At 46.1% G+C, this 12,085-nt stretch carries 15 protein-coding genes; 14 read left to right on the top strand and 1 reads right to left on the bottom strand.

Annotated elements, in window-relative coordinates; genetic code table 11:
- Positions 1-95 precede the first annotated feature (95 nt).
- The 5 genes from JGK14_RS20755 (at position 96) to JGK14_RS20735 (ending at position 3,111) form a co-directional block, all read left to right on the top strand.
- Positions 96-320 carry a tetratricopeptide repeat protein gene (locus tag JGK14_RS20755; RefSeq protein ID WP_293186232.1) on the top strand — a complete coding sequence of 75 codons (225 nt, stop codon included), beginning with the start codon at positions 96-98 and terminating at the stop codon, positions 318-320.
- Between the two features lie 213 nt (positions 321-533).
- Positions 534-1,013, top strand: coding sequence for a hypothetical protein (locus JGK14_RS20750; protein ID WP_293214442.1), 480 nt, complete (start codon positions 534-536; stop codon positions 1,011-1,013).
- A 17-nt stretch (positions 1,014-1,030) separates the two neighbouring features.
- Entirely contained in the window at positions 1,031-1,513 is a 483-nt protein-coding gene (locus JGK14_RS20745) for a hypothetical protein (RefSeq protein ID WP_293198907.1), read from the top strand.
- Between the two features lie 292 nt (positions 1,514-1,805).
- Entirely contained in the window at positions 1,806-2,222 is a 417-nt protein-coding gene (locus JGK14_RS20740) for an aspartyl protease family protein (protein ID WP_293192696.1), read from the top strand.
- Between the two features lie 379 nt (positions 2,223-2,601).
- Entirely contained in the window at positions 2,602-3,111 is a 510-nt protein-coding gene (locus tag JGK14_RS20735) for a GNAT family N-acetyltransferase (RefSeq protein WP_293192693.1), read from the top strand.
- Positions 3,112-3,146: 35 nt separating this feature from the next.
- On the opposite strand, the gene JGK14_RS20730 is transcribed toward JGK14_RS20735, so the two are convergent.
- Positions 3,147-4,724 (bottom strand): adenylate/guanylate cyclase domain-containing protein, encoded by a 1,578-nt coding sequence (locus JGK14_RS20730; protein ID WP_293220367.1) that lies wholly within the window; start codon positions 4,722-4,724, stop codon positions 3,147-3,149.
- Positions 4,725-4,811: 87 nt separating this feature from the next.
- On the opposite strand from JGK14_RS20730, the gene JGK14_RS20725 reads away from it, so the two are divergent.
- The 9 genes from JGK14_RS20725 (at position 4,812) to petJ (ending at position 11,795) form a co-directional block, all read left to right on the top strand.
- Positions 4,812-5,072 carry a hypothetical protein gene (locus JGK14_RS20725; RefSeq protein ID WP_293186221.1) on the top strand — a complete coding sequence of 87 codons (261 nt, stop codon included), beginning with the start codon at positions 4,812-4,814 and terminating at the stop codon, positions 5,070-5,072.
- Between the two features lie 309 nt (positions 5,073-5,381).
- Positions 5,382-6,203, top strand: coding sequence for a prepilin peptidase (locus JGK14_RS20720; protein WP_325315424.1), 822 nt, complete (start codon positions 5,382-5,384; stop codon positions 6,201-6,203).
- A 255-nt stretch (positions 6,204-6,458) separates the two neighbouring features.
- Positions 6,459-7,784: an RNA-guided endonuclease InsQ/TnpB family protein gene (locus JGK14_RS20715; RefSeq protein WP_325315423.1), complete on the top strand. Its 1,326-nt coding sequence runs from the start codon at positions 6,459-6,461 to the stop codon at positions 7,782-7,784.
- 24 nt (positions 7,785-7,808) lie between these two features.
- A complete protein-coding gene (locus JGK14_RS20710) occupies positions 7,809-8,021 on the top strand; it encodes a hypothetical protein (protein ID WP_293186213.1) in 213 nt (70 codons plus the stop codon).
- 297 nt (positions 8,022-8,318) lie between these two features.
- A complete protein-coding gene (gene accD, locus JGK14_RS20705; protein WP_325315422.1) occupies positions 8,319-9,272 on the top strand; it encodes an acetyl-CoA carboxylase, carboxyltransferase subunit beta in 954 nt (317 codons plus the stop codon).
- Positions 9,273-9,747: 475 nt separating this feature from the next.
- Positions 9,748-9,939, top strand: coding sequence for a translation initiation factor IF-2 (locus JGK14_RS20700; RefSeq protein WP_293156461.1), 192 nt, complete (start codon positions 9,748-9,750; stop codon positions 9,937-9,939).
- Positions 9,940-10,088: 149 nt separating this feature from the next.
- Positions 10,089-10,577, top strand: a complete 489-nt coding sequence (psbV, locus tag JGK14_RS20695; protein ID WP_293186209.1) for a photosystem II cytochrome c-550 — start codon at positions 10,089-10,091, stop codon at positions 10,575-10,577.
- 248 nt (positions 10,578-10,825) lie between these two features.
- A complete protein-coding gene (psbV2, locus tag JGK14_RS20690) occupies positions 10,826-11,326 on the top strand; it encodes a photosystem II cytochrome PsbV2 (protein ID WP_325315421.1) in 501 nt (166 codons plus the stop codon).
- 130 nt (positions 11,327-11,456) lie between these two features.
- A complete protein-coding gene (gene petJ, locus JGK14_RS20685; protein ID WP_293186205.1) occupies positions 11,457-11,795 on the top strand; it encodes a cytochrome c6 PetJ in 339 nt (112 codons plus the stop codon).
- Positions 11,796-12,085 lie beyond the last annotated feature (290 nt).

The following is a 12,085-nucleotide window of genomic DNA, read 5'->3' as shown; positions in this document are numbered from 1 at the left end:
ATTCTAATAATAATTTTTTGTACGGCACTATACTTGATTTACTTTTTTATACATCATACTTAGTGTACCACTTGTTCGACCTTAAGTAAACCGTATTGCTTTATAAATCCCAAGGAAGGTACTCGGAAGCGGAATCGCTGTATTTTGATGCAGCGGAAATTATTCGCACCAAATTGCCAGAAAATCATCCTAAAGTTCTCATGTGTTGGAAAAATTATGTTGGATTGTGTCGGGAAGGCATCAGCAAAGGAGATTTGACATATGAGAAATTGCAAGAACATCCTTTCGGGGAACAGTTATTAGCAGAACTTCAGGAATAACAGAAAATTGTATCACTTCCGGTAGTATCGGAATGATATCATAGCGATTGCGATTGCTTCGCTAAGAGCTCGCAATGACATACTTATGTATTTTCCCACTCATCTACTTACGGACTGTAACGAAGTATTCTGATGAAAATCTGCTTTCTGGACTCTTGCGTAAGTGCAGGTTAAGATGGTGGAGATATCAGTAGGAATTAATGCCAAATTGCTATGTTAGTCAAGTCGCTGTCAATTAAACCCCTCTCCAGATTATTAATGGTTTGTGTTTTTGCGATCGCCCTTCTCCTCCTGGGCCCCCATCCAGCCAAAGCCGAATCGCGAGAACAAGCCGTCGATCGATTGACAGACTTCCTATTCTACAGGGTAAATCCTCAACTAAACAATCGCAAACTCCAAACGGACGATCGCGAATATAGCAATCAATGGCGGAGATTGCGCGAGGCGATCGATCCGCGAGTCAAATCCGTCCAAGAAGTCTGCTTTAGGCCCGCCCCAGAAGAGACAGGATGGGAATTCACCACAATTAACGGCGAAACTTACGAGCAGACATACGATCGCCTCGCAGATACAATTTTTTACAGCCGCCATCCTCAACGGACTGGACAGCCAATTCCTACAAACGATAAAATTGGCATCAGCGAATGGTCAGCAATTCGACGCGAGATGTTTCTTTCTAATTGTGGACTATAAGACTGGAGCGCATCACTATGCTAATTAAATCGCGATCGATCGAGTCAATCTCGAAGTTTTCCGCAGTGTGTATGTTAACTTTTGCCATGTTTCTCGGCCCAAATCTAGACTGTGCTACAGCGCGGGATTTAGAATCACGAACTCAAGCCGTGGATAATCTTACGGATTGGTTTTTCTACAAGGTTAATCCTCAATTAGGCGATCGCAAATTGCGATCGGACGATTCTCCTATCTACATCCGCGAATGGAATGCGATTCGCCGTACAGTCGATCGCGAAATGATTGCTACACCAGGAGATTGCGCCGGTGATGCTTTCTGGGACTTCGACTATCGTTCTCACGGGCGATCGCTTGTTAGCGGAGCCCTCGAAGAGGATCGCATTGCAGATACAATTTGGACTATCCGCGATCCATCGGGTGACAAAACTCGCGCAGATGTTTCTAAACAACAATGGAAGAAGCTGAGACAATCAATATTTAGAGAGCATTTTTGCTATTAATGTGCAACATTTGTCAGCAGAAATTCAGCAAAAAATAAAAATATAGCTCTCAGTTACAAATATTGTTAAAATATAGAATATGCACCCTAGGTTGTATATTTTTCTATCAAAAGTCAACGAAAACAGGGGTGCATCTGGCGCAAGGAAGAGGGCGAAGCATGACCGCCTATAAGTTATTAGTTATAATCCCATATTGATTGCGGTCATGTTTCGCCCCTACGGATATATTCGCCTTGCGCCAGATGCACCCGAAAACAGAAAACATTCTATAGAAAAATAAAAAAATAAAAAAATGGGCAGAGTTACCGCAACAATAACCGTGACCAATCACATTGATGAAATCCTGGGAGAAAGAGGGTTCATCCCCCCAGAGCAAATACGCTCTATCACCATCGATAACGTCTTAGTCGATACAGGAGCAACTCGACTCTGTTTGCCAGCAGATATTATCAGTCAGTTAGGTTTAACCCTAGTTGGTGAAATCCAAGGAAATACAGCAATAGGAGCCAGACAATTTCGTCTGTTCAAAGATGTCAGTATTGCCGTGGCTGGCCGGGAAGGCAGATATGATTGTGTAGAAATTCCCGCAGGAGAAGAACCTTTACTAGGCTTAATTCCCCTCGAAGATTTGGGTTTAGAACCGGACTTGAGAAATCAGCGGTTGATTGTTTTGCCGGCAGAGGGAATGCAAAGCTATATTCGAGTGTAGCTTTCACAGGAATTATACCAATTTAAAACATCCTTGCTACAATAATTGATGTTGAGTTTGTTTTATAAAATATTGTCTATGGTGCGTCGCTCGATAGATTTTTTGCCTCTTTTTGGATACTATCGAGGACGACACACCCTACCAATATCGTTGGTGCGTCGCTCGATAGATTGTTCGCCGGTTTTTGGATACTATCGAGGAATCCACACCCTACCAATATCGTTGCATTGGGAGCATCTCATTTTTATAAAAAGCATTTTTTTCTTATAGTGCGAGCGTCCCCACTCGCGTATCGTATAATACGTGAGCGGGGACAGCACTATTAAATGCAAAACTGAGATGCACCCGTTGCATTGATTTCTCATTCTTGGTATTAGCTATGGATATCCGTACTGAAAAGCCAGAAGATTTAGCAACTGTTCGCAATGTCAATATTGTGGCATTCGGGCGAGAAAATGAGGCAAACTTAGTCGATCGCCTGCGGGGAATTGCATCTACATTTTCCTTGGTTGCGGTACAATCGGATCGAGTAGTCGGACACATTTTCTTCAGTCCGGTTGTCATCGCAGGAGAATGTTCTAGCACTTTGTCAATTCTGGGGTTGGCGCCAGTCGCAGTTTTACCAAACTATCAGCGGCAAGGTATCGGATCGCTGCTGATCCGCGAGGGTTTAAAACAGTGCGCCCGATCGCACTTTCAGGCAGTGGTTGTGCTGGGATCTCCTGATTTCTATTCGCGTTTCGGGTTCGTTCCTGCTAGTAGCAAGATGTTGCGATGCGAATATGATGTACCTGATGAAGCTTTTATGGTGTTGGAGTTAGAAAGAGGTGCTTTGCAGGATTGCAGCGGAACGGTGAAATATCGATCGGAGTTTAGTCTGTGCGAGTAGCCAATAATACCACTTGCCTAGGTCTTAAAATTTATTTAAACGCTGCCTTTTCCCCTCTCCACCTTTGAACCGTGCAGCACAAAAGCCGGAGTCAGAGCAGATTTGCCCTTCAAAGAAACAGCTCCCAAAGCCTCGCAATCGAAGTTTAGCCCGATCGACTCAAACACCCTTTCGCCAATCAAAATTTCATTTTCCCCCGCCTTGCTCATCAGCCTAGCAGCCGTATTCACCGTATCGCCGAGGATATTAAACTCCCTGCGCCCTCGCGGTTCCCCAACCTCAGCAGCAAACACAGGGCCCCGAGACAGCCCAATTTGACAGCTTACTTTCACATTTTCACCGCCGATAACGATCGGAGGTAAACTGGCAATTAGATCCCGAATTGCGATCGCCGCACTCGCCGCGCGACGTGGATCGTCGGTATGAACGTCCGGTACACCAAAATAAATCAATATATCCGAACCGTCTAAATGCGCCGTTACTTTTTGCAAGACGCCCCCTTTCGCGGACACCACAGCATCAATTAGCGCAAACACCCGAGAACAGCCCAATACCAAATTAGCTTCCTCCGCTGGCGTTGCTTTGTCCACCAACTCCGGTAAACCGATCAAGTTGACAAACATCACCGTCGGTTCGGGAAAATCCGGCGGGATTTTCCGCCTGTCGGCATTTTCAACCAGCAGTCTCAAGATGGTTTTGGGAATATAACTAGCAAGGGGTTCAACCCGTTTCACGGCTTCCTCGATTTCGCTCACCAAACCCGATACCGTGCGATCGAGCAATATCGAACTTGGCATCCGCCGCCCAGTCAAAGTAATATCGTACTCTCCGAGTAGATCGTCCGTGAAATCATCTGCCACTAACAAATAACCCGGTTTCCACGATTCAAAACGAAATTGCTCCCCCAAAGACGAACTAGCAGTTTCAGTCAAACACACCCGCCCCACAGTCCCAGAACCCTCAGCCTGCTTGGCTTGCTGGACTGAATGCCCCAGCAGTACGTGAGCCATCCGCAGCGGTGTACCGATATCAGCACTAATATAGCGACCGCAATGGATACCCACCCGCATCCTCAAAGACAAAACACCCCGTGCCGTTTCGATATTGGCAAATTTAGCCATCGCCCGCTGCATCCGCAAACCCGCCCGCACCGCCCTAGCTGTATCCTCCTCTTGGTCAATCCCTCCCAGAAACTGCACCAGCAGCGCATCTCCTGTAAACTCCAGCAAATCCCCCCCCGACTTGCTGACGATTTCAATCATTGAGGCAAAATAGTCGTTAATCACCCCCAACAGCGTTTCAGCGCCCTTGCGCCCCTGGGCTGTGTTTGCTTCCAACAGCGACGTAAACCCAGCTAAATCTGTGAATAGCAAAGTGCCTGTTTGCCATTGGTAGCGAACCTCCCCAGGGTTGGCCGGAGATTCGGACACGGGCCTGGGCACGTAGTCGTGGAGGATGTAGCGGAGACTCCGCAGGTGCTCGAACACCCCTATTAACGTCGTGGGGGACGGATCTACCCACGCACCAGCGTATAGTTCAGCCGAAAGCAGCTCGCGGAGTCGCAGTTCGATCGCAGCCAAGGGAGGATTGTAAGTTAATGTATTAATTTCCACCTAGTCTATTCTTAAAAAATAAGGTAAGTTCGATCGATCTCAAGCCAAAACCAATAGCTAGACCTATACCATTATCATAAGTTTCCCGTGACCCGATACCAGCCCAACTCAGAACACCGGATAGAAATTTCCCAAAGTCACAGCTTGATCGCTCCCGATTTGATCCGAGTTGCTCGATCGGCCTATGGTATGTATTTGAAAGTGCATTCCGAGCAGATGCAGCGTCCGGCGGGTGTAGTTGTCAGTCAAGGAAGCGATCGAGGTCAGCTAATTTTTGCTTCGCATCCCGTTTTGTTGCCCGGTGAACGTTTTGTTACTTTTGACGAAATTGAATCTCAAATGTATTAGGCAGTTGACAGTTGACAGTTGACAGTTGACAGTTGACAGTTGATAGTTGACAGTTGATAGTTGGCAGTTGGCAGTTGGCAGTTGACAGTTGACAGTTGGTAATTGGTGATTAGTAATTGTAATTAGTAACAGATTCAAATTAAAACACATCGCACAATTGGAAAAAACGGTTCGTAGTGAGGACTTTAGTCCGCATCAAAATCAGAGAATTTGGATTAGTTACTACAAAGATGATTAGTAATTTACAGGACACAATCTAACAAATAACAACTAATAAATCCCGACATTCAACAGTCAACAGACAACTTAATGGAAATAATCTTTAATACCCTTGTCACCGCGATCGTCTTTGTCATCGGCTCAGCGATCGGCAGCTTTCTAAATGTGGTAATCTATCGGTTGCCTGCGGGTTTGTCGGTGATACATCCTCCTTCTCGCTGTCCCAAATGTTTAAATCAACTCAGAACTTACGAAAATATACCCGTATTCGGTTGGCTGTGGCTGCGGGGACGCTGCAATCACTGTCACAGCCCGATTTCTGCCCGCTATCCCCTGGTGGAAGCAGCTATGGGTTTGCTGTTTTTGCTGATCTATTGGCGGTTTGGAGTGAGCGTGCAAACTTTGGGGTTGTGGACTTTGTTTAGCTGGCTGTTGGCTTTGTCTTTGATTGACTGCGATACAATGACTTTGCCTAATTCTTTGACTCGATCGGGTTTGATACTCGGATTGGTTTTCCAAATCGCCAAGGGTTGGTGGCCGACATTTAGCCCGATCGACTCCGTACACTATCTGGTACTAGACGGAATTTTGGGAGCAGTTGTCGGATTGTGGCTGTTTGACGCGATCGGACTTGCAGGATCGATCGGCTTCGGGCAGACTGCTATGGGTGGCGGCGATACCAAATTAGCAGCCTTGATGGGAGCTTGGCTGGGCTGGAAACTCTTGCTGCTAGCGACATTTATCGCTTGTTTAGCCGGGGCTTTGGTTGGTGGTGGGGCGATCGCGATCGGATTGCTCGATCGTCGTCAACCCATGCCCTTCGGCCCGTTTCTGGCTCTCGGTGCAGCCATTACAGCTCTCTGGGGCGAACCGATCTTATCTATTTACTTGCAGTTCTTTTTCCCGAATTAGGGTTTGCGATCTACGGTTAGGGAGCGCGATCGAACATAATATCAGTTCAACTAAATCAGCAGGAGTCCCGCGCTCTACTTCCAGGTGAGCGTCGGGAGGAATGCGCGTGAGTGAAGAGATCCGCCCCAAACCAAATCGGTAGCTTTAGAAATCGGAGGGTTCGGGGCGGTCGACTCGCTGTACAAATTATTTCTGCCACACCACTTGCTTTTGCCGTATTCACGAGATACAATATTTTCAGAGTTAGTGAAAGTAATGCCTCAAATAATCACCGCCAAGTTAAAACTCAACCTGAATGCCGAGCAAAAAGCTTTGGTGTCTCAGATTGCTTTAGCCTACCGAGATGCTTTGAACTATACTTCACAAGTCGCTTTTGATACGGGTAAAACCAGTAACGGTCTGAAGTTGCAAAAAGCCGTCTACAACGAGTTGCGAGTTCGTTTTGGACTCGGTGCTCAGATGGCTTGCAACGTACCCAGACAAGTGTCTGGAACCTACAAAACTCTTTGGACTAAGGTAAAACAATCTAACGATGCTATTGCCAAAGGTTATACCAAGAGACGGTACAAAGGGTTGGACAAACCCCCTAAATACATTTCTCGAACCTGTACCTTAAATTATCAGCGGGACTACTCTTTTAAAGCCGAACAGCAAGTGAGTATTATCACGCTGCAAGGTAGAATAGTAGTCCCGTATGATGGCTACAACAAGCATCTAGATTTGATTGCCAATGGTGCCAAGATTGGGGCAGCCAAAATCGTCTATCAGCGTTCTTCTAAGACTTACTACTTAATGGTAAGTATTGAAGTAGAAGTACCTGAAATTAACCCACTAAAAATAACCAGAGTTTCTGGTATTGATGTGGGTATGCGCTACTTAGCAGTAGAAACAGACTTACAAAACAAGTCGAAATTCTACTCAGGAAAAGACCCGAGACACAAAGCCAACCGTTATCACAAAGCCAGACCAACTCTTCAGCGTAAAGGCACTCGTTCGGCCAAGCGCAGACTAATCGCTTTGTCAGGAAGAGAAAGACGGTTTATCGCTGACGTGAACCACCAAATTAGCAAGGAAATTGCCAAGCCTAACAGCCTGATTGGACTAGAAAACTTGACCGGAATTAGGGATAGAACTAAGTCTAAATCCGGGAAAAAGACTAGCAAGAAGCAGCGTAGAGCTAATAGAAATAAGGCGAAATGGTCCTTTGCCGAATTGCACGGCTATATTGACTACAAAGCCCATCTAAATGGTTCGTTAGCAACTAAAGTTCCGGCAAATTATACATCGAAGAGTTGTCCTAAATGTGGACATACTTCGGATGCTAATAGACCTAACAAAGGGCTATTGTTTCGCTGTGAATGCTGTGGTCACGAGTTACACGCTGATTTGGTTGGTGCACGAAACATTGCAATGAGAGCGTTGCTTGTCCGGCAAGACTGGATGAGTACGGGGAGCTTGTCAGCATCCCCTAATGTATCGGGCAGTGAAACTAAAGCTGAGATTCTATCTAGGTTTTCGGAATTGCGGTGGAGTTCAGATACAAGCCCACATCATAGCGGTACCCCGCTTGATGATGGGTAGTTGACAAATTGGTAAAATTATCCCGTGTCTTGGATTACACTCAAAACCACTAGCTTTCGTTGGGAAGCCGAATTAATGCAGCAGCTCCTGGCGGCTCATCAAATCCCGGCTCGAATTGTAGACTTGGGTATAGCATCTTATTTTGGGGCTGGAAGTGCTACAGCTTTGCAAGTTCTTCCCCAACACCAGCGCACTGCGTCGCTGCTCATCAGTCCTGTTGAAGATGAGCCAGAATAAGAGTGATTAGTTATTAGTCATTAGTCATTAGTCATTAGTCAATAGTCAATAGTAGATAATTGATATCTTTGAGACGAGCATCGGAATAATAACCTTCAGAGTACAGCGCGAGCGTCCAGCAGGGGGAACGCGAGACATTCGTAGTTCAGCGCGATCGGGCAGTCTATAGTATAATTCCTCTGTAGTGCGGACTTGATATTATGACAAATGGCAATTCCCAATTACCAATTACCAATTCCCAATTCCCAATTACCAATTCCCAATTACCAACTACCAATTACCAATTCCTAAGTTTTAATGTCTCTATTTGATTGGTTTGCAAATCGACGAAAATCAGTACCGAATTCCCAAGAACGGCCGGAACGAGAAATTGCGGACGGACTTTGGAATAAATGCACAGCTTGCGATGCCCTGAGTTATACCAAAGACCTGCGAGCAAATCAAATGGTTTGCTTGGAATGCGGGCATCATATCAGAGTTTATAGTGACGATCGCATCGAGCAGTTGATCGACCCCAATACCTGGATGCCCATTAACGGAGGTCTCCACGCCACCGATCCGCTGAAATTTCGCGATCGCAAAAAGTATAGCGATCGACTGCGAGAATTTCAAGAAAAAACAGGCCACCTAGACGCAGTAGAAACAGGCATCGGCAAAATCGAAAATTTGCCCGTTGCCCTCGGAGTCATGGAATTTCAGTTCATCGGCGGCAGCATGGGCTCAGTTGTCGGAGAAAAACTGACTCGCCTCATCGAACACGCCACGCGGGAACGCTTACCCGTACTCATTGTCTGCGCTTCCGGCGGTGCGAGAATGCAGGAAGGAATGCTCAGCCTGATGCAAATGGCTAAAATTTCCGGGGCTCTAGAGCGCCACCGGGAAGCGAGACTGCTTTACATCCCAATTTTGACCCACCCGACCACCGGCGGCGTCACCGCTAGTTTTGCCATGTTAGGAGACATTATAATTGCAGAGCCAAAAGCTACTGTAGCCTTTACGGGCGGCCGGGTAATCGAGCAAACTCTGCGCGAAAAGCTGCCGGAAAATTATCAAACTTCCGAATACTCTTTCGCCCACGGTTTTGTAGACTTGATCGTACCCCGAACTCAATTAAAGAAAACTCTGGCTGGACTCATCAGCCTCCACCAGCCCCAGCCTTTCTTGGCAGACTCGGAATTCCCCGCCCACGATGCTACCGAAAGCCACCACGCTGTGGCGACACCGACTCACGCTTTCAAGCTTTCTCCCTAAGCTGCTGCGCCGGATGACTCCTGTGGCGAACCGATCAAAATTTTCGACCAAAGTTCAAGCCCCATAAGACACCTGTGGAGTAAATCTCAAATCGAAAAATGGAAAATCGCCCCGTCTGTTGGTGAGTCCGCCAAAGACGAAAATGTCAGAGGAATTCCCCAAAAACCGTGGTTTCTACGAAAAACATGAAGTTTGGTAGCGAGAAATGCACGCAGATACGGGGTTTTTAGTCCTGCGCGCCCAAGTCCTATTGATAATAAAGACGCGGCAATGGGATGATATTGGTTGGAAGTTGATGGAGTGGGAAGTTTGGATGAGCAAAAATGCTTAGTGTTAGTTAGTGGTTAGTTAGCTGGCGATCGCACAAAATCTCAGAACAAACTAACAGATGACAGCTAACAGCGCTTTGTTAAATTGTCCAGCTTTCATTCAATAGCCGTCAACTCAATTCTGACCCGTCAGCGACCTGAAAATTATGGGTTTTGCAGACCTGTCCATCGCAGAAATAGCAGAAGACTTCAACGTCCCTGTTGAAGACGTGCTCCGCTTGTGTGATGAGCTGGAAATTGCCTACAAACACCCTCAAACCCGTTTGGCTTTGGAAGATGTTAAGGCAATTATGTCCGCTCTCGAAAAAAGGCGCGACTCAAAACGAATTGCAGATTAGATCGATCGCAAAATTCCTCTACCTTTAAAGGTATGGCTGCACAAACTTTCGCCAGTTGTCAGCAAAGAAAGGAATTTTGAACAGAAATCTGTTTGCCAGCTATACTCTCTTAGCCTTCAATAATTTGCCGGATTTTTTTAAGGAGAACCATGCTTAAAAGATATTTCATTGCTCTGACCGCTGTATTCTTGACATTTCAGTTATTTGTCAGCAGCGCGATGGCTGTCGAACTGAGTGCTGAGCTTCGCACTGTAACTTTAAATGACAAGGGCACTCCAGTAGTGCTGAGCCTCAAACAAGTCCAGCAAGGCAAACGCCAGTTCCAAAATACTTGCGCTCAATGTCACGCTTCCGGCATGACAAAAACTGACCCGAACCTCAATTTGAGTCCGGAAACTCTGGCTTTGGCCAACCCACCCCGCAATAATATTGAGTCGCTCGTGGACTATATGAAAAACCCCACGACTTATGACGGGTTTCAAGAAATTTCGGAACTGCATCCGAGCATGAAGAGTGCCGATATTTTCGCTGAGATGAGAAATCTCTCCGATGAAGATTTGTACGCGATTGCCGGTCACATTCTGTTGCAGCCGAAAATTATCTCCCGCCAGTGGGCTGGTGGCAAAGGCGCTCGTTAATTAGTTTGAAATTTGAGATTTTGGATTTTGGATTGAGAGGGGCTGGGATTTGGCAAGGATTGCTGGCTCGCCGTTTTTCTATCGAAAATCTGAAATCTCAAATTTACTTCTAGTTGATTGATTCTCCCCAGTCGAACTCGCTGACTTGAGCTAGCGGACTGGTTGATACTGACGAAAGTCAGAGCGCAACAAAAAAAATTCGATTGTGCGAGCAAATCTTAGTGAACTATTGACTTTTCTACGCCCTTATGCTCCATCGTAGTGTTTTTCTCTGCTTTCTGTTGGGGATGTTAATTATTTTGCCGCTCCTGCTGCTGGCTCCTCAACCTGTTTTGGCTGCTGGCGATTCTTATGTAACTCGCTATTTGAAAGTTAGCGAACCTGTGGCACTGGAATTGGACACGGAGGGACACACTCGGTTGTTTTCAGCTCAGGATTTGTCTGTCGGCAAGGTTTTGTTCGAGCAAAATTGCATGAATTGCCACGTCGGAGGAGCAACTTTGCCCGATCCGATGATCTCTCTGTCTTTGGCAGATCTCCAGGGGGCAACGCCTCCTCGCAGCAACATCAATGGTTTGGTGTCATATCTGAGAGAGCCGATGACTTATGACGGCAGTGAGGAAACTTTTTGGTGCCGCCAAGTACCCGAAAGCTGGATGCCACAGACTGAGGTTGAAAATTTGGCTGCTTTTGTGATCCGGGCGGCTCAGAAAGCTCCAGGCTGGGGCGTGGATAATTTTGAGAGTTGAACTGCCACTGCCAAAAAGTGGTAAATTACTCGGGAGAAAGCAATCGTGCGTGTAGTCGCGATCGCGCCTGTTAAAACAGGTAAAATAACTAAAGAATCACCCTTTGTCTGTCCATTAGAGGAGAACTGCGTTGAAAAGACTCTTATCGATCGCCTTGTTAGCGTTCACAATTTTCACTTTCGGCTTCGGCAGCCCTGCTCTGGCTGGAGATGCTGTTAAAGGATCTAAAATCTTCAGCAACAACTGTTCTGCTTGTCACATCGGTGGCGGGAACGTCGTTATGGCAATGAAAACCTTGAAAAAAGGCGCTCTTGAGAAGTATGGCATGAATTCTATCGAAGCTATTACGACTCAGGTAACTAAGGGCAAAAATGCTATGCCTGCTTTTGGTGGCCGCTTGAAGCCAGACCAAATCGAGGATGTAGCAACCTACGTGCTCGAACAATCTGAGAAAGACTGGAAAGGCTAAACTGCCTCTTTGAAGTCGGACAACCTGGGCGGACTTGATTTAATTTAAAACTTGTCTTCCCGATCGCACCCTCTCTCTCCCTTTGGTAAATAAATCTCGGTTTGCAGCGATCTTAACCTATTTGGGAAAGCCCGCCACAAATCAGATTTTTATTAGCCCAAGGGCGGGGGAGGGAATTTTATTTTAGATTTTAAATTTTAGATTTTAGATTGAAGATTTTTTAGATTTTAGATTGAAGATTTTATATAGCTGATTTTGTATAAATTGTCAAGCACATGACATTAATATTT

This window comes from Microcoleus sp. PH2017_28_MFU_U_A, assembly GCF_020738035.1.
In the GTDB taxonomy this organism is placed as follows: Bacteria; Cyanobacteriota; Cyanobacteriia; order Cyanobacteriales; family Microcoleaceae; genus Microcoleus.
This window is presented reverse-complemented; position numbering and strand designations above follow the sequence as displayed.

What these genes read in the sequence shown, in the direction of transcription:
- JGK14_RS20750 (WP_293214442.1), top strand. Translation starts at nt 534, where the DNA reads ATGTTAGTCAAGTCGCTGTCAATTAAACCCCTCTCCAGATTATTAATG.
- JGK14_RS20745 (WP_293198907.1), top strand. Translation starts at nt 1,031, where the DNA reads ATGCTAATTAAATCGCGATCGATCGAGTCAATCTCGAAGTTTTCCGCA.
- accD (WP_325315422.1), top strand. Translation starts at nt 8,319, where the DNA reads ATGTCTCTATTTGATTGGTTTGCAAATCGACGAAAATCAGTACCGAAT.
- JGK14_RS20700 (WP_293156461.1), top strand. Translation starts at nt 9,748, where the DNA reads ATGGGTTTTGCAGACCTGTCCATCGCAGAAATAGCAGAAGACTTCAAC.
- JGK14_RS20715 (WP_325315423.1), top strand. Translation starts at nt 6,459, where the DNA reads ATGCCTCAAATAATCACCGCCAAGTTAAAACTCAACCTGAATGCCGAG.
- JGK14_RS20735 (WP_293192693.1), top strand. Translation starts at nt 2,602, where the DNA reads ATGGATATCCGTACTGAAAAGCCAGAAGATTTAGCAACTGTTCGCAAT.
- JGK14_RS20740 (WP_293192696.1), top strand. Translation starts at nt 1,806, where the DNA reads ATGGGCAGAGTTACCGCAACAATAACCGTGACCAATCACATTGATGAA.
- JGK14_RS20720 (WP_325315424.1), top strand. Translation starts at nt 5,382, where the DNA reads ATGGAAATAATCTTTAATACCCTTGTCACCGCGATCGTCTTTGTCATC.
- psbV (WP_293186209.1), top strand. Translation starts at nt 10,089, where the DNA reads ATGCTTAAAAGATATTTCATTGCTCTGACCGCTGTATTCTTGACATTT.
- psbV2 (WP_325315421.1), top strand. Translation starts at nt 10,826, where the DNA reads ATGCTCCATCGTAGTGTTTTTCTCTGCTTTCTGTTGGGGATGTTAATT.